13 protein-coding genes, 1 tRNA gene, 1 pseudogene and 1 riboswitch are annotated in these 17,154 nt (G+C 58.7%); of the genes and pseudogenes, 3 read left to right on the top strand and 12 right to left on the bottom strand.

What is annotated here, in order from left to right; translation table 11 throughout:
• Positions 1 to 51: 51 nt before the first annotated feature.
• The gene (coaBC, locus tag GG26_RS10615; RefSeq protein ID WP_414390479.1) at positions 52 to 1,275 is read right to left on the bottom strand and encodes a bifunctional phosphopantothenoylcysteine decarboxylase/phosphopantothenate--cysteine ligase CoaBC; all 1,224 of its coding nucleotides are present in this window, start codon (positions 1,273 to 1,275) and stop codon (positions 52 to 54) included.
• A gap of 349 nt (positions 1,276 to 1,624) precedes the next feature.
• Here coaBC and GG26_RS10610 point away from each other — a divergent pair, with 349 nt between their 5' ends.
• The 3 genes from GG26_RS10610 (at position 1,625) to GG26_RS10600 (ending at position 4,767) form a co-directional block, all read left to right on the top strand.
• Positions 1,625 to 1,993 (top strand): AbrB family transcriptional regulator, encoded by a 369-nt coding sequence (locus GG26_RS10610; RefSeq protein WP_011429082.1) that lies wholly within the window; start codon positions 1,625 to 1,627, stop codon positions 1,991 to 1,993.
• A 259-nt stretch (positions 1,994 to 2,252) separates the two neighbouring features.
• Entirely contained in the window at positions 2,253 to 3,041 is a 789-nt protein-coding gene (locus GG26_RS10605) for an Ig-like domain-containing protein (protein WP_414390476.1), read from the top strand.
• Positions 3,042 to 3,051: 10 nt separating this feature from the next.
• Positions 3,052 to 4,767, top strand: a complete 1,716-nt coding sequence (locus GG26_RS10600; protein WP_414390473.1) for a helicase HerA domain-containing protein — start codon at positions 3,052 to 3,054, stop codon at positions 4,765 to 4,767.
• On the opposite strand, the gene GG26_RS10595 is transcribed toward GG26_RS10600, so the two are convergent.
• The 11 genes and pseudogenes from GG26_RS10595 to GG26_RS10545 form a co-directional block, all read right to left on the bottom strand.
• A complete protein-coding gene (locus tag GG26_RS10595) occupies positions 4,737 to 5,981 on the bottom strand; it encodes an FAD-dependent hydroxylase (protein WP_099812597.1) in 1,245 nt (414 codons plus the stop codon). The two genes, GG26_RS10600 and GG26_RS10595, sit on opposite strands and share 31 nt — an antisense overlap.
• A 2-nt stretch (positions 5,982 to 5,983) precedes the next feature.
• Positions 5,984 to 6,976, bottom strand: a complete 993-nt coding sequence (locus GG26_RS10590) for a methyltransferase domain-containing protein (protein ID WP_011429086.1) — start codon at positions 6,974 to 6,976, stop codon at positions 5,984 to 5,986.
• A 214-nt stretch (positions 6,977 to 7,190) separates the two neighbouring features.
• Positions 7,191 to 9,434 carry a 5-methyltetrahydropteroyltriglutamate--homocysteine S-methyltransferase gene (metE, locus tag GG26_RS10585; RefSeq protein ID WP_099812596.1) on the bottom strand — a complete coding sequence of 748 codons (2,244 nt, stop codon included), beginning with the start codon at positions 9,432 to 9,434 and terminating at the stop codon, positions 7,191 to 7,193.
• Positions 9,435 to 9,839: 405 nt separating this feature from the next.
• Positions 9,840 to 10,044: riboswitch (cobalamin riboswitch) on the bottom strand.
• 14 nt (positions 10,045 to 10,058) lie between these two features.
• Positions 10,059 to 10,133 (bottom strand) — tRNA-Arg (locus GG26_RS10580).
• Between the two features lie 33 nt (positions 10,134 to 10,166).
• Positions 10,167 to 10,652 (bottom strand): molybdopterin synthase catalytic subunit, encoded by a 486-nt coding sequence (locus GG26_RS10575; protein ID WP_011429088.1) that lies wholly within the window; start codon positions 10,650 to 10,652, stop codon positions 10,167 to 10,169.
• A complete protein-coding gene (locus GG26_RS10570; RefSeq protein WP_414390469.1) occupies positions 10,653 to 10,916 on the bottom strand; it encodes a MoaD/ThiS family protein in 264 nt (87 codons plus the stop codon). It abuts the gene before it with no gap.
• Positions 10,891 to 11,985 carry a cyclic pyranopterin monophosphate synthase MoaC gene (gene moaC, locus GG26_RS10565; RefSeq protein WP_011429090.1) on the bottom strand — a complete coding sequence of 365 codons (1,095 nt, stop codon included), beginning with the start codon at positions 11,983 to 11,985 and terminating at the stop codon, positions 10,891 to 10,893. The genes GG26_RS10570 and moaC overlap by 26 nt, the downstream gene beginning before the upstream one ends.
• Positions 11,986 to 11,989: 4 nt before the next feature.
• Positions 11,990 to 12,928 carry a GTP 3',8-cyclase MoaA gene (gene moaA / locus GG26_RS10560; RefSeq protein WP_011429091.1) on the bottom strand — a complete coding sequence of 313 codons (939 nt, stop codon included), beginning with the start codon at positions 12,926 to 12,928 and terminating at the stop codon, positions 11,990 to 11,992.
• 1 nt (position 12,929) lies between these two features.
• Positions 12,930 to 14,093 carry a molybdopterin molybdotransferase MoeA gene (locus GG26_RS10555; RefSeq protein WP_099812594.1) on the bottom strand — a complete coding sequence of 388 codons (1,164 nt, stop codon included), beginning with the start codon at positions 14,091 to 14,093 and terminating at the stop codon, positions 12,930 to 12,932.
• The gene (locus tag GG26_RS10550; protein ID WP_011429093.1) at positions 14,071 to 14,544 is read right to left on the bottom strand and encodes a nitrate reductase associated protein; all 474 of its coding nucleotides are present in this window, start codon (positions 14,542 to 14,544) and stop codon (positions 14,071 to 14,073) included. Before GG26_RS10550 ends, GG26_RS10555 begins: the two co-directional genes overlap by 23 nt.
• Positions 14,541 to 16,644: pseudogene (locus GG26_RS10545) on the bottom strand (molybdopterin oxidoreductase family protein). The gene GG26_RS10550 and the pseudogene GG26_RS10545 overlap by 4 nt, the downstream one beginning before the upstream one ends.
• Positions 16,645 to 17,154 lie beyond the last annotated feature (510 nt).

Genomic DNA, 17,154 nt, shown 5'->3' with positions numbered 1-17,154 from the left:
ATCCCTCTGCGCTTAGCCTCAAAGGTACCTGATTTTGGCCGGCTATCCAAGTCAGCCTGGGCGCAGGGCCAGATCCAGCAGCCGGTGAGCCAGGGTCGATTTGGTGGCCAACGGGAGCAGTTCCGGGTTGCCCTGCCGCGGGATCCAGTAGCCTTGGTTGTGGCTGCTGCCAAAGCCGCTCTCCGGCTGGTCGATGGGGTTGGCCACAATGGCGTCCAGCCCTTTCTGCTGCAGCTTCTCCTTGGCCGGGGGGAGAGGATCCCCGCTCTGGGCAGCAAAGCCGATAAGAAGCTGGCCGGGACGTCGGTGACGGGCTAGGGCTGCCACCAAATCGGGGACAGGCTCCAAGGGCAGCAGCAGGGGCAGCTCGGCCTTGGCCAGCTTGCCCGCATAGGTCTGCGTGGGCCGCACATCCCCCACTGCCGCTGCCATCCAGAGCACGTCCACCTGGGGAAACTCCGCCCGCAAAACCTGCTCCAGTTGGGCTGCTGTCTCCACCGGGATGGCCCGAATGGCGAAGGGTGCTGGATCAAAGGGGATCCCCAGCGGCCCATGCACCAGCGTGACTTCGGCCCCCCGACAGGCGGCGGCCACCGCCAGCGCCACCCCCATCCGCCCACTGGCCGGGTTGCCGATAAAGCGCACCGCGTCGATGGGCTCGCGGGTGCCTCCTGCCGTCACCAACACCCGCTTCCCTTGCCAGTCTTTTTGCCCCCCTGTCCAGAGCAGAGCCCGCACATACTCCTGCAGCGCCTCTGGCTCCAGCAGGCGCCCTTCCCCCACCGCATCGCAGGCCAGGCGGCCCCTGGCCGTGGGCAAGGCCCAGAAGCGGGGATCCCGTTGCAGCCGCTGCCAATTCTCGGCCACTGCTTCAGCCTTCCACATGTGGGTATTCATGGCCGGCGCCAAGGCCACCGGACAGTGGGAGGCCAAAACCACGTTGGTGAGCAAATTGTCCGCCAGCCCCTGGGCCAGCTTGCCCAAGGTGTTGGCCGAAAGCGGCGCAATCAGGAGAGCCTCGGCCCATTCCCCCAGCTCGATGTGCAGCGGCCGTCCCCGCGCAGCTTGCCAGAACTCGGCATCTGTAAAAGCCGGCTGACGGGACACAGTGGCAAACGTCAGCGGGGAGATAAACTGTTGTGCAGCTTGCGTCAAAACCACCCTCACCTCTGCCCCCTGCTGGGCCAGAGCAGACACCAAAACCGCAGTTTTGTAGGCAGCAATTCCCCCGCTCACCCCAACCAGCAGACGCCGCCCCGACCAAAAGGGATCCATATCAGCGAATACTCAAACAGCCCTGTTTCCAGTTTCCCTGCCTTTGCCAGCAACACAACAGGAATCCCTCGCCCAAAGTGCTAGGGCTCAGGCCGCCGATCCCGCCGAGAACAGCACTTGCGAGCCTAGGGCTTGCCTGGGGAGAACCCCTCTTTCGCAAGTCCGACCTCGACTCTACAGGTTCTGTCCCGCAGGGGGAATTCGCTACTGCTGTTTTGCGCACTCGCCTCTTCAGATCCCATTCCGCTTGCCGAACTTGTCTCCTCTAATAAGAAAGAGTTGAAGGCAACTTATTGCAATCGCTATTTGTTTTTGGCTACACTAACTGTTGTCCTTGAGCCATCTTGATATGACTACGACCGGTAAACCAAAACCACTCACTGGCCAAGAGCTCCTCGACAAGGTAACTTCGATGGGAAATGCGGATCGCAAGGAAAAAGCTCGCGCCTGTGGCTACGTCACCTATACCAAGAATGGTCAGGAGCGAGTGAATCTGATGCAGTTCAACAATGCCTTGCTGAAGGCAGTCGGTGTGGATCTCGATGCTAGTGATGAGAACGGTTCCCGCGGTCGGGCTCCGACTTACCGGGTTTCGGTTCACAAGAATGGCAACCTCCTCATCGGAGCTGCCTACACCAAGAAGATGGGCCTCAAGCCGGGGGATCAGTTCGAGATCAAGTTGGGCCACCACAACATCAAGCTAGAGCGCATCGACTGATTTCCTGTCGCCTGCCTTGTCGAGGTTCTCTCTGCTGATAACAGCGTTTCAGCTTGGGTAAAGCCCTCGATGGTTAGGGAAGAGCGAGATGCTTCTTTCCCTCCATCGTCACCCTGTTTTTAGGCGGACAAGGGATCCTCGTATTCGGTGAGGATCCCTATCTGTCTGTATCATCTGTATCAATAGGTATCAATTGATGGCTGAAGCGCAGAGGGCTTCGTTATTCTGACAAAAGTTAAAGTTCATGAGGGCGGCGGCAATGTACACTCCAACTGCACAGAACCTGGCCCGTCGGTGGCGACGCTGGCGAATTTGGGTGGGGCTGGTGGTGTTGGCAGTGGTGTTCTGGGCCGTTCAGCCTCATCTGCAGGTTGAGTCGCAATCGAATGCGCCGCTGCAGTGGGTCTCCTCTCAGCCAGCCCCCGAGCAGCAGGATGTTTTTGTGGACGGGGTTCTACGGCTGCAATTCGATCGGCCGCTGGATCCCAATCTACAACGGCTGGCGGTTCAGTTGGAGCCGCCGGCAGCGGTCATTTTCGACGTGCAGGGAGACGAGTTGTTGCTTAAACCTCGGGATCCCTTGCGCTTTAGCACCGACTACACCCTCACGATCGCGCCGCAGGAGGGGCTGCCGCTGGAGCAGACCATCCAACTGCGCTTTCGCACCGAGCCGCAGTTTACCTACGAGCGGGACATCAAGCCGTTGCTGGAGGCCAGTTGTGTCGGCTGCCACCAGCCGGCAGGGCGACAGAGCACCCAGTTGCTGGACAGCTACGAGGCGGTTCTGGCCTACGTCAAGCCAGGGGATCCCAACAGCGAGTTGATCGATCCCCGCTGGACGCGCCGCCACGCCACCATCCTCAACGCCAACAACCCCAACCGCCCTCAGGCCCGCGGCGGATCCCCGGAGATCGCCTACCTCCAGGCCCGCGGGCTGCCCCTCTCTCGTCTGGGCTTTTGGACGCCGGAGGAGGTGGAGATCGTCCGCACTTGGATCGTCCAAGATGGGGCCCCCCGCAGCAGCGCCCGCGCTCAGGCGGGCAACTAGTCTCACCGCCATGACCGCTCCCCAACCGCTAGCCACCGTCATCCAGGGATCCCTGAGTCGGGGCTTGGAAGCTCGCCTCAACCCCGGTGTCTCGGTAGAAGACCTGCGGGTGGGCAAGTTTGTGGTGATCCAGGGGGAGCGCTACCGCTTCTTCGGCCTGCTCACCGACGTTACCTTAGCAACCAGCAACCCGCAGATCTTGGTCAATCCCCCCCGCCCGGAAGAGACCCTGCTGCAGGAGGTGCTGGCGGGTACCGGCACCTACGGGGTTATCGCCCTCACGCCCATGCTGATGCTGGTGCCGCGGCAGACGGAAGCAGAGAGGCTGTATCCCCTCATCGATCCCAAGCGGCCAGACGACTGCGGCTCAGCCCCTCCTGCTGCCGAGGCGATGGAGCTGTTGCCGGTGAAAACGGTGCCGGCCCACTTTTCCCAGGTGTACGAGGCGCGGGAGCTGGACTTTCGCACCGTCTTCGGCTGGGAAGACGACCCCACTCGGCGCAACTTCGCCATCGGCCAACCCTTGGACATGGCGGTGCCCATTTGTCTGGATCTGGATCGCTGGGTGGAGCGCAGCAACGGCATCTTCGGCAAGTCCGGTACCGGCAAATCCTTTTTGGCCCGCCTGATCCTGGCGGGCATCATCCGCAAACGGGCGGCGGTAAACCTGGTTTTTGATATGCACTCTGAGTATGGCTGGGAGGCGGCCAGCGAGGATAGGCAGGCCACCACCGTCAAGGGGCTGCGGCAGCTCTTCCCCGGCCAGGTGCAAATCTATACCTTGGATCCCGATTCCACGCGGCGGCGAGGGGTGCGGGATGCCCGCGAGCTGTTTATTGCCTACAACCAGATCGACGTGGAGGATCTGGCGCTGTTGGCAGAGGAGCTCAACCTCTCCGAGGCCAGTCTGGAAAACGCCATTATCCTGCGCAACGAGTTTGGCCGCGACTGGATCAGCCGTCTTTTGAGCCTTTCCAACGCCGAGATTCAGGAGTTTTGCGAGCAAAAAATGGGCAACAAGGCCTCGATCCTGGCCCTGCAGCGCAAGCTCACCCGTCTCGACGACCTCAAGTACATCCGCAACAGCCTGCCCCACAACTACATCGGCGAGATCCTGGAGGCCCTCAGCCGCGGCATTCACGTGGTCATCGAGTTCGGATCCCAGTCCAACCTGCTCTCCTACATGTTGGCGGCCAACGTCATCACCCGCCGCATTCACCAGGCCTATGTGCAGCAGACGGAGCGGTACTTGCAGTCCAAAAATCCCCTCGACCGGCCCCGGCAACTGTGCATCACCATCGAGGAAGCGCACCGCTTTCTGGATCCGCGGGCGGCCAAGCAGACCATTTTCGGCACCATCGCCCGCGAGATGCGCAAGTACTTTGTGACGCTGCTGGTGGTGGATCAGCGCCCTTCCAGTCTCGACCGCGAGGTGATGTCGCAGTTGGGCACCCGCATCACGGCCCTTCTCAACGATGACCAAGATATCGAGGCTGTGTTCACGGGTGTAGCCGGCAGCCAGAACTTGAAAACGGTGCTGGCCAAGCTGGATTCCAAACAGCAGGCCCTGGTTCTCGGCCATGCCGTGCCCATGCCGGTGGTGGTGCAAACCCGCTCCTACGACCAGAGGTTCTACGCCGAGATCGCCGATCCCGATTGGTCAGAGGCCGCCGATGCGGAGGTGCTTTGGGCAGCTCAGAAGGCCAAGGAGGAACTGGGGCTGTAGGGAGGGCTGCCCCACAGCCCGGTCATCAGGCGCAGCAAAAAGCGCCGCAGCGGCGGAAAGCGTATCATCCCTATCAAAACCAAGCGCCGCAAGACCACCAGGGGCCAGTAAGAGTTGGAGAAAGTGCGGGTGAGGAGATCCGTAAAGAGCAACACCACCCAGTTTTCCCAGCGGCGACGGCGACCGTAGCGCCGCAGGACTTGGACCTCTCCCAAATCCTCCTGTCGTCTCCAGGCGTCCAGCAACACTTGGGCCAAGGCAGCGGCATCGCGGATGCCGAGGTTCAGCCCTTGGCCAGCTACGGGATGACAGTGGTGAGCGGCGTCCCCCACCAAAGCCAGGCGGTGCTGATAGTAGCGGCGGCTCTGGCGCAGGCGGGCCGGGAAGACTTGGGGCGGGTTCAGCAAGGTAAGGTAGCCGCCCTGGTCGCCGTAGTAGCGCTGCATCTCGGCCAAGAAGTCGGCCTGGGAAAGGGCCAGCGTGGCCTTGGCCTGCTCGTGGGGCAGGATCCAGACCACCTGGCAGCGGTTGCCGGGCAGGGGCAGGATGGCGAAGGGGCCGGCAGGCCAAAAGCGCTCGTAGGCGACGTTTTGGTGGTCTTGGGCAGGGGCCACCAGGGCGGTGATACACGACTGCCAGTAGTCCCAGCCGTCGCTCGGGATCCCTGCCCGCTGGCGCACTTGGGAGCGCAGGCCATCGGCGGCTACCACCAGGGAGGCGGCCAGCCGGCGGCGGCCTTGGGTCGTTTCCAGCTCTACCTCAGCCGCAGCCTCCCCGTAGGTTACGCTCTCCACCCTGGCTTCGTAGTAGCAGGTGATCTGGGGATCGGCAGCCACCCGCTCCTGGAGCACCTGCTGCAGCCGAGCATGTTCGCCGCAGTAGAAAACTGCCGTTTCCCCCACATCCTCCGGCCTAAACGTCACCCGCTGGGGAGCGTCGGCGTCGGTCAGAATCACCTGGGCAAAGGGTGTGATGTGGGGAGCCAGCGCCTCCCACACCCCGATGGCCCGAAAGATGCGGATCGACAACGGCGAAAGGGCATAGGCCAAGGGGCGCTGCCTGACTGCCTCAGCCGACTGGGCCTCAATGAGGGCCAAGCGCAGGCCGGATCCCTGCAGGGCACAAGCTAGGGTCAAGCCCGCAATGCCGCCGCCGACGATGATCACGTCGTAAACGGCTGCCAAGGTAGTCGGAGTGGGAGCAAGGGTTGTCATTTCTAGTGCTGAGTGCTGTGGGCAACTACTTCTGGGCGGGCGGAGTTTGCCGGCGTGGCGGCCCGCACCGCTCGGAACATGCCAAAGCGGCAGAGGCCAGTGCCGAAGGCCAGGCGCATGAGCAAGAAAGTGGGCACCTCCCGCAGCGACTTGATCAGGCCCACCAAGCCAAACTTCAGCAACCCTTCGGGACGGACAACCCCCTGCCAGATGGAATCCAGCCAAGAAGGAAGAGTTTCTTGCGTCCAGTCGGCAGTTTGCACCTGTCCTTCCACCAGGCCCGTGGCTTGCAACTGTTCGGCAAACCCCTCGATGCTGGAAAAGGCGGGGTGCGACCACTGATCCAACAACTGCCGCATCACCAGCCGCTCCCAGAAGTTGAGGGGCTTTTGACGGTCGTCGCGCTGGTTCCAGTCCGCCACCACCAAGATGCCGCCTGGCTTGAGCACCCGCAGCATCTCGCTGGCGTAGCGAGCCTTGTCCGGCATGTGGGGCCCCGCCTCGATGGACCAGACCACATCAAAGCTGGCGTCGGGGAAGGGCAGGTTGAGGGCGTCGGCCACCTGAAACCGGACGGGCAGATCGGGGGGGGTGAGCTCCTGGGCCCGCTGCACCTGCTGCGGGCTGATGGTGATGCCGGTCACCACAAAGCCATAGTCGCGGGCCAAGATGCGACAACTACCGCCAATGCCGCAGCCCACATCCAACACCGTCGTCCCCGGCGGCAGCCGATCCAGCCCGCCCCAGCGCACCATCTCGTGGACAAAGTCGTGCTTGGCCTGGATGAAGTTCTTCCGCCGCGGCGGGGATCCGTAGTGGCCCAGGTGAATATGCTCGCCCCAGTAGAACTCCAGGATCCCGTCTCGCGTCCATTCGTCGTAGGCGCGGGCTACCGATTCAGGAGAGCGGTACTTGCGGGCGGTCAACAGGTAGGCTCCCAATCCTATAGCTAGGAGCAGGACTAGGCCCCAAAAAACCCAGAGTGTTGGATTCATTAGAACTACCTTGAGATGGCTAGAGATGGCAATTGATGATTGTTGCTGCGGTGGCAACAGACACAGCGGGGATCCCTTCTGGCCTCCGTTGATCCAGCGGAGCAAAGCCCCACTCTCATCTTGCCCTATTTGCCAGCCGCAAGGCGGCCTAGGAGTGTCGTAGCCGCACGGTTGCCCGCGGAGGAGACGCTGGCCTGAGCAACCTTGCCGGGGGCTAGGTGGCCTGGAGCTCCTCCCTTAGACGCTGAGTGGCTGCCACCATGTTTTTCAGGGCAGGGATCACTTCCTCCCAGCGGCGGGTTTTTAGGCCGCAGTCGGGGTTGACCCAGGTTTGCTCTAGCGGCAAGTGGGCCACTCCCAGGCGCAGTTGCCGGAGAATCTGCTCGGTGTCGGGCACCGCCGGGCTGTGAACGTCGTAAACGCCGTTGCCTACCTGGTGGCGATAGCCGGCTTGGGCAATCTGCAGCAAGGTTTTGTTGCTGCTGCGGCTGTTTTCGATGGAGAGGACGTCGGCATCCAGACGCTCGATGTGCTCGATGATGTCCCCGAACTCCGAGTAGCACATGTGGGTGTGGATCTGGGTTTCGGGCTTGGCGCCAGCGGTAGTCAGGCGGAAGGCCTCCACCGCCCAACTTAAGTATTCTGGCCAGCGCTCTTTTTTCAAGGGCAGCCCCTCTCGCAGCGCTGGCTCGTCCACCTGCACCATCGCGGCTCCGGCAGCTTCCAAGTCGGCCACCTCTGCCCGCAGGGCCAGGGCAATTTGCAGGGCCTGCTCGCGACGGGAAACGTCAACGCGGGGGAAGGACCAGTTGAGCATGGTTACCGGCCCTGTCAGCATCCCCTTGACCGGCTTTTGAGTCAGAGATTGGGCCACCTTGAACTCCCGCACCGTCATGGGGCGAGGGCGAGACACGTCGCCGTAGAGAATGGGGGGACGCACGCAGCGGCTGCCATAGCTCTGCACCCAGCCGTGCTCGGTAAAGGCAAAGCCCTGCAGTTGTTGGGCGAAGTATTCCACCATGTCGGTGCGCTCGAACTCACCATGCACCAGCACATCCAGGCCAATTTCTTCTTGGATGCGGATGCACTTGGCAATTTCGGCGTCGATGGCAGCTTCGTATTCGGCCTGGGAGATCTCGCCCTTTTTGTACTTGACCCGCCACTGCCGGACTTCGGGGGTTTGGGGAAAAGAGCCGATGGTGGTGGTCGGCAGCGGTGGCAGCTTGACCTGCCGGCCTATACGCTGCTCGTAGGGAAGGGAGCGCTGGAAGTCCTGCGCCGTCAGGTTGGCCAAGGCCTGGCGCACTGTAGAGTTGGGGGGATTGAAGTCCTGGAAGGCCTGCCACTGCTGCTCCAGCTCCTGCTGCTGGGCGGCGGTGTCTTCGCCGTTGAGGGTGCGGGCCAGCAGAACCACCTCGGCCAGCTTCTGCTCGGCAAAGCTGAGAACATTGCGCAAAGGCTCTGGCAGGTGGGTTTCCAGAGCAGCGTCGTGGGGCACAAATTGGAGCGAGCAAGAAGGCTGCACCCGCAGGTTGGGGGCTAGGGCTTGCAGCTCTTGCAGAGTGGCCAGAACGGCTTTGGGCTGGATCTGCCAGACGTTGCGCCCGTCCACTACCCCCGCCCCCAGGATCTTGTCGGCGGGGAAGCCGTGGGCTCTGACCAGTTCCAGGTTGTGGCCGCGGGTGAAGTCGAGGCTGAGGCCAGCTACCGGAAGCTCCACCGCCCAGGGGTAAGTCTCCCCCAAGTCGTCAAAGTAGGTAACCAGGTGGAGAGGGATCCCCACGCTTGCAAGCCAGCGGTAGGTCTGCTCCACCGCTTCCTGAAGACTTTTGCCTTCGCTGGTCACCAAGATGGGCTCATGGACTTGCACTTCCCGGATCCCCAGGCGCTGCAGCTCCTGCAAGAGTTCTCTGTAGAGAGGAAGCAGCTTCTCCAGATCCCCCCGCAACTCGCCAGAGCGCTGGCTTAGAGCAAGAAGGGTAACCGGACTGAGAAGGACGGGGCTGGTGCGGTTTCCTAGGATCCCTTGCGCCCGTCGCACCGTGGCCAGGAAGTCGTCGAAATGGGCCTGAGGGATCGCGTCGGCCTCAATTTCCGGCACCAGGTAGTGGTAGTTGGTGTCAAACCACTTGGTCATTTCCAAGGCCGGCAGCCCCTCCTGCCCCCGCGCCATGGCAAAGTAGCGCTCCAGGCCTGATAAGCTCTGAAACCGGGAGGGAATCAGCCCCAGCCAGGTGGCCCAGTCCAAAACGTGGTCGTAGAGGGTTTGATCTCCTACGGCAATGTGGTCGAGGTTGGCCTGTCGCTGGGTTCGCCAGGCCTGACTCTCCAGATCCTGCAGCGTCGCCAACAAGGCTTCCGCCTCCAGGGTGCCGCCCCAAAAGGCCTCCAGGGCTTTCTTCAGCTCGCGGCGCTTGCCCATGCGGGCATAGCCTAGGGTTTGAGTTTCAATGGCCATAAGGTACCTTGTCCTGAATCGAATTCGGTAATTGAGGTTGCCGCCAGTTGTCATCCAACCTAGGCAGCAAGAGATGGCCGCCGACATGCCTATCGGTGGCATCCCGGCAGAAGGTTTTCCCTAGGCCAGGAAACCTGCCGGAGCTGTCAAGGCGTTCCTTCACCCTGGCGGCTTGCCCACTCTGCACAGGGGGATGCCCAGAGGACTCTTTTGTGCAACCAAAGCGAGCAACCGTCCTCCTAGCTGCCCCTGAGCTAACTGCTCAGCTCTCTTGTCCGCGCTTTTGACTGAGTGCCTACGATCCGAGAGCGTCGAAAATCCGTAAGCAGGCCGATGAAAAAACTTCGAGACGGGAACGGGCTAACGTCAAAATGGGGAGCATATCTGTACCTCGCAGATATGGTGAACTGTGGAAAAACCGCCGGCGGGCATTCTGACTTGCTCAGTTTTGGAGGGGCTGGCTTGGTCTCAAGGCCTCTTGCAACAACGAACCAGGGATCCCAAGTCCAAAACCGGCTCACAGCTGCGGGACAGCGGCAGATTCTCACTGCACTTTCCCCGTTGCCTCTGACGGCTGATCCCCGTCAGAACCGACAGTAGACTTTATCCTATCACTGGTTTTAGCGGGACTGGGCGGATTTGAACCGCCGACCTAGCGCTTAGGAGGCGCTTGCTCTATCCAGGCTGAGCTACAGCCCCAGGTCAGGTACCTCACTGATACTAGCAGAGAGGCTAGGGGGTATCGCCGCAAGGCTGCCGAGCAATAGCGTTCTTATGGAATTGCTGGAACAAAGGCTTTGCTTTCTGACACAAAACCCAACGCGGCGGCTCACCCCAGTAGTACTCTTTTTTCCAAATGGGCAAGCGCTCCTTGATTGCATCAATGATGTAACGTGCTCCAGCAAAAGCGGCGCCGCGATGTTCAGCTGTAGCACCAACCCAAACCGCAATATCACCAATTGCAAGATGACCCTGGCGGTGACAGGCAACAGCACCGCAGAGGCCAAACTTGGCGTGGGCTTCTCGGAGGATCTTCTCGCCCTCCTTCTGGGCAAGGATCTCGTAGACTTCGTACTCCAAGCTGAGAACAGGTTTGCCCTGGCTGTGGTTGCGTACCCAGCCCTCGAAGGTTACTAAGGCACCCGCTGTGTTATTGACGAGCAAACGACTGAGTTCAGCTGGCTGGATGGTGCTATCCACAATTAGAAAACGCAGCATTTAGCCCCCACAAACTGGTGGAATGAAAACTACCAAGGCACCTTCATCTATCGGCCTAGTCAAGCCACAGAACTCATGATTGACAGCAACCTTAACGTCCTCCGCTGCTAGCGAAAATCCATACTTTGCTTGCAGCTGCTGATAGAGCTCTAGGTAGTTTGCTGCACTGGTTTGCAGCACTTCGCTGCTCCGCTGAGCCTGTTCCCGCAGCACTGCTACATATTGAATTGTTACGGTCTTACTTAGGACAGATTGAGTTACCATGGCTGCAACTACCCCAAACGGATTGGAAAGTGGCATACTCCTCGGCGGTATTGACGTTCATGAGCTCGACCTCATGGTTGGGGGTAACTAGGGTGCAGGGCTGCCTGCTGAGGATTTCCACAGGGCAGTACACCCCTTCCGCGTAAGCCCTTTCTAGTACCGCTGCAGCTTGAGGAGTATAGATGGCGCAAAGAGCTTCCGGGAAGCCGCGCTCGGGGTTAACATAGCAAGTTGCGATTGTTTCGGCTTGGTAGTGATCCAGCAGCTTTTGGATTGTTTCTGACCGAAGGTTCAGTAGATCACAGGCAACAACCAACCAGTTAGCTTCAGGATGAGTATTCAAGGCAGTCAATAGGCCACTGATCGGGCCAACGCTTTCTACTAGATCTGGTAGTGTGGGCAAGAGCTCTAGAGCTGTGCCCGACCACTGACCGGCACGCGCTGACAAGTAAACCTGCTGGCAGTAGGGCTGCAGCAGTTCATAGAGATAGGCGGCGTGGGGTTTGCCAAAAGGGTTCAGCAGCGCTTTATCGCGACCCATGCGCTTGCTACGTCCCCCTGTGAGCACCAAGCCATAGAGGGGACGTTCCAGGAGGGCGTTTTTGCCGCCGGACTTAGTTACTAGGCGGGTCTCCTGGATGCAGATATGGGGCGACACCGACTTGCACATGTCATAGATTGTCAGCGCTGCTGTTGCCGCACCACAGAGAGCTTCCATTTCAACCCCTGTCTTAGCGCTGGTCTTGACAGTGCAGTGGATGGTTACAAGCAAGTGATCATCAATTGTGATATCAAAGGTGCAGTCTTCAACAGGGATCTGATGACAAAAGGGGATCAGTTGGTCAGTTCTTTTAACAGCCATTGTACCGGCAATGGTTGCTGTCTGAAATACCGGTCCTTTTTTCAGGTGGATATCTTGGCCAACAACATAGGATCTGAGAGCAGGTGGCAGTTGAACTCTTGCCCGTGCTGTGGCCGTTCGCAAAGACACCGATTTGTGGCTAATATCTACCATATGCGGATGGCCTTGAGCATTAAGATGGGCCCATGTACGATCAGCTTTGTCCATAGAGCTAGCCCCCTAAGCCGTACATTGGGTGTGAGACCTGCTCAACCCGGCGCAGTGGTTTCATCCCCAAAAGCTGCTGGTAAATTTGCTGACGTTGGCCTGGTGTTTTGTCTCGAACCGAGAGACCCTCCTCACTAAATAGGCAGGCAAAGAGACGACCATCAGCTGTCAAGCGCCACCGGGAACAGCTGCTGCAGAAGGGCTGAGACTCAGAGGCAATAAATCCAACTTTAACATTCTCGTCGATTGTAAAGTAAAACGCTGTCGAATCAGGTGCCGCTGGAAGGGGGGTTAGAGTATAGCGTTCTTGCAGACGGGCAATGCACTCTTGTGCTGAAACGTAGTGTTCTTCATAGAGAGAGTTGGCATAGCCGACCCGCATCAGCTCCAGAAAGCGAACTGTCACGCCTGTCTTGCGGGCAAACTCAACGAAATCAAATAGCTCGCAATCGTTGATCCCCCGCATTACAACCGTATTGACTTTGAGGCTAAATCCCCGGGCAATACCCTCCTGGATATTACGGAGAATATCCGCCAGGCAGTCGCGACGGGCAATTGCAGCTTGGGTGGAGGGCTGTAGGCTATCGAGGCTAACATTAAGGTTGAGAACGTTGGCAGCCTTGAGAACGTCCCAGTAGCGGTGGAGCAGCAGGCCATTGGTTGTTAGGCTGAGGGACGGGATCTTCAGCTTGGCAAGTTCCTGAATGACTTCATCAAAGTCTTGCCGAACCAGAGGCTCACCACCTGTAATGCGAACTTCTTCAATGCCATAGTCCAGCAACTCGCCAATAATTTCTTTGTATTGCTGCGGAGTTAAGTAGCTACTTTTGTCCAGAAATTCTGGATGCAAAGGCATGCAGTAGCGGCAGCGAAGGTTGCATTGATCGGTTAGAGAAACCCTTAGCTTGCGAATGCGACGATTCCATTGATCCACTAGCTGCATCTTAGTACCACGGATAGAATTGGATGCTTTGCTCGGGGCTGAGGATAGTTTGAGCCGGGGGTAACTCTACAAAGCCATCGCTGTCTGTTAGAGCGATGAAGTCTCCGGAGTTGTTAGGCATAATCGGTGTAAAGACTCGGTTGGCGCTCATCTTAACGGGCACAAAAAGAGTGAGATTGGGTTTGAAGGTAATGACTTCACTTAGGTGCCCAGAGTCAGTGTTACGGTTGAGGAGATAACGATGCAAACATACAAGAGCTGAGATGGGGTTGCCTGGGAGGCCCCAAACTATAGTATTGGCCTGATGGTCGATGCCAAACCACATTGGCTTGCCTGGCTTTTGCGCCACGCCGTGGATGTAGGCAGTAACACCACAGCTTTGCCAGATGGCCGGCAAGTAGTCACACTTTCCCCTTGAAACACCCCCAGAGTAAATCAAGAGGTCGTAGTTTGGGGTATTGGCTTGGTAGTGGGTGGCAATGGCAGCAGGATCGTCCGGAAGGTGATCGGTCTCAACCTCGGTATACCCGTAGGCAAGAAGAGCCGCTCGGAGGGCCTCAGCGTTGGAGCGCCGCAGTTGGTAGGGTGCAGGGGTTTGCTCAATGGGAATCAATTCGCTGCCAGTTGCCACAACTTTGATGCGAGGAGTCCTCTCAACTTGGATGCGGCTGTAGCCAAAGGAGGCCAAGATCCCGACGTGGATGCTCTTGAGGGTAATGCCGGGGCGGAGAACCAGCGCTCCTGCAGAACAATCGCTACCTTGGGGATGAACAAAATCACCCCTGTTGCGTTCGACTTCCTGGATGATGGTGGCAATTCCTCCCTCGATACGAATTTGCTCGTAGGGAATGACGAGATCACTACCCAGCGGCAGGGCACAGCCAGTCATCACTTCCAAGCACTGCTGCGGATCGGGCAGGGTGGCAGGGCTTGTCCCCGCAGGGGCTATGCCTGCAACAGCAAAGCTTCGCTGCCCAGCAGCATAAGCGGCATAGTTGATGGCGATACCGTCCATCAGGACCCGGTTAATTGGCGGGTAGTCCCGATCGGCGTAGATCGGCTCTGCCAAAACCCGGCCCACACAGCTTGCAATCGGGATCGACTCGGTTTTGGCTGGCAGCCAGTGGTCTTTAATAATGGCTTCAGCTTCCTGGACAGTGACCATAGGTGTGGGGTGCGGAAAATTCCTGAAAGGCGGGTAGGAAATTGCGGTTTTCGTGGCCAGGGCGACTGAGCTTAATGAGGGCAAAGCGCTGCAACGGGGTCAGCTTTTGCCATAGCTCAAGAGTCAGCACGACCCCCTTGGCTGCCGCCTGCTCAAGAACGCAGTCAGGGATGGTGGTAGCGTCTTCCCAGGCAGGGTTTGGATCAACAGTTACCTCAGCGGCCTGCTCTTGGCAGACACTTTCGATAAGGTGAATTAGGTAGGCGCGGTAGGCAGCTCGGTTGTCAGCGGTATCCGTTGGCAGGTCAACCAAACTTTGGCGCTGCTGGTAACTAAAACGCAGCCACTGATGTAACTTGAGCTTGATGCCGCACTGATCGAGCTTTAAGCGCACGATCATGGGAATGCAGCGAAGGCTGTCGGCAAAGTCTTGCTCAAACTTAAAGATCATTTTGGTGGCCGCTCGATGCGACTAAGCTTGACGGCACAGGCTTTGAGTTCAGGTTGCTTTGATCTGGGGCAGGCAACCGGGTGGGTGAGAGCGTTACAGCTTGTATCATTGCCCCACAATGCCCCCCAGTGCATGGGCATGAACACTGTGCCAGGGCTGATGGCGCAGGTAATTTTAACCGGCAGGGTAGCCTTGCCGCGCCGTGATTCAATCCTCACCCAGTCACCCTCAGTTAGCCCTACCTTGCTGGCATCGCGGGGATGGATTTCGAGAAAGGGTTGGGGGTGCATTGCTCGGATTTTGGCGACATGTCCAGTGCGGGTTTGGGTGTGCCAATGGCCATAGAGACGTCCTGTGGTGAGGATGTAGGGATATTCAGGGTCGGGCGGCTCGGCAAGGCCGCGGGAATGGCTGGGGATAAAGCGGGCACGACCTGTGGGCGTTGGGAAACGGTGAAAGGACTCCGTCCCGCTGGCGCGATCGGTATAGAGGTTGCGGGTCTCCACTGAACCTGTGCGCGGATATGGCCATTGCTGAGGCCCCTGGCGCAGGAGCTCATGGCTGAGGCCAGACTGATCGCAGAGACGCCCGGCAGTTAGACCCACATATTCGGCAAAGACCTCAGCGCTATCGGCAAAGTCAAATGCCTTGGCAAAGCCCAGGCGGCGGCCTACTTCCGCCCAAATTTCCCAATCAGCCCGCGCTTCACCAGGAGGGTTACGCCAAGCTGGACAGAGGGTAACGCGGCGCTCCGAATTGGTCATGGTGCCTGTCTTTTCGCCCCACTGGGCAGCAGGGAGTACCAGATGGGCATAGGCAGTGCTTTCGGTGGGGAAGTAGGCGTCTTGGACAATCGTAAAGGGCGACCGCGCCAGAGCTGCTTCTACCCGACGTAGATCAGGCAGGCTCACCAGGGGATTGGTGGCGGCAATCCAGAAAATATCGAGGGCATCGGCTTCGAGGGCACGGATCATTCCCAGCGCATCAAGGCCAGGTTCAGGGTTAATTGGGCCAAGCTGCCAGTGCTGCTCCACTGCTGCCCGATCCTCTGGATTCGTAACCTTGCGGTAGCGGGGCAATAGATGTGCCAAGCCGCCCGCTTCTCGACCGCCCATAGCATTGGGCTGACCTGTTAGCGAAAAGGGCCCTGCCCCTGCAAACCCTATCTGGCCGGTGAGCAAATGGAGATTGATGAGGCTGGTCACCTTGGCCGTGCCTTCGCTGGACTGGTTAAGCCCCATCGACCACATGGAAAGCGTTTTCTGCGACTGCTGCCACAGTCGCGCAACAGCAAGTACCTCCTCAACTTCTAGGCCACAGCGGCTGGCTACTTGCTCAGGGGTGTAGTCGGCAACCAGGGCAGCATAGGCTTCAAAGCCTTCGGTGTGCTGGGCAATGAAGTCATGGTTGATGGCGCCCCACTGAATGAGTAGGTGAGCAATGCCATTGAGCAAGTCAATATCGCTACCTGGAGTAATCCTCAGATACAAATCGGCCTCCTCAGCCGTCTGCGTACGACGGGGATCCACCACAACAATCTTTAGGCTTGGGTCGCTTTTGTGGCGCTTGCGCAAGCGATTGAACAGAATTGGGTGGCATTCAGCGGTATTGGTGCCGATCAAAAAAGCCAGCTCGCAGCTATCGAGATCCGTGTAGCTACAGGGGGGGCCGTCCGAGCCGAGACTCTGGCTGTAGCCCTCTACGGCAGAAGACATGCAGAGGCGGGAATTGCTGTCGAAGTTATTGCTTCCTAGACACCCCTTAAGTAGCTTTTGGGCAATGTAGTAATCTTCGGTTAGCAACTGCCCTGAGCGGTAGATGGCAATCCTTTCGGGAGAGGTCTGGCGAATGCGCTCGACAATTAAATCCAGCGCTTGATCCCAGCTCACCGGCTGGAAATCCTCGCTGAGGCTAGGGCGATAGAGAGGCACCGTAGCCCGATTGCAATCGAGGGTTTCCAGGAGAGTCGCACCCTTAACGCAAACCATGCCCTGGCTGGACGGATGAGCTCGATCGCCGCGAATTTTTGTGCCGTCGGCCAGAATTTCTAGGCCACAACCAACCCCACAGGTAGGGACAAAGGCTGCGTACGTTATCCATGTTCCCCCTCTGTTGTTACTTGGCTTGGTGTGGGCAAGGCGGCCGTAGGGAAAGAAGCTAGGGGTGTTGGGCCTAAGGCCTGCTTATCTAGCTGTCCTTGCCGCGGTTCTCACAAGTTCCAACGCCCCAGCCTAGAGACATTGACCTGGAACTTTTGTAGCTTGCGTTACTTTTTGCTCCTCACTATGCGGAAACATCATAGGAGGAATGCTTGAGCAGCATAGCCACCTCCTGCCAACTGCGGTTAGGTCTCTAGGCAAAGCAAGGGAGAAACAGGCAAGGAGTGCTCCTAAAGGCTCCGTCCTGCTAGACGAGGCGAGGAAAGTTTTAGGTCTGTAAAGGGCAACCTGAGATCAAGCTGCATAGGGGAGAAAGGCCCCCGAGTCGTTTGCACTTGGATACTGACGCTCCAAAGGGGAAGCAGACGCTGCTATGAGCTGACTTTCTCTTCATAAAGCCTACAGTCTTTTAATTTAAAATAGGGTACAGGTATTCAAGAGGAAGGAGAGA

The sequence above is a fragment of the Synechococcus sp. 'PEA 65AY6A-5F PE A' genome (assembly GCF_047462575.1).
Taxonomy (GTDB): domain Bacteria; phylum Cyanobacteriota; class Cyanobacteriia; order Thermostichales; family Thermostichaceae; genus Thermostichus.
Note: the sequence above shows the minus strand (reverse complement) of the source record. Positions and strands in the feature narration are given on the sequence as shown.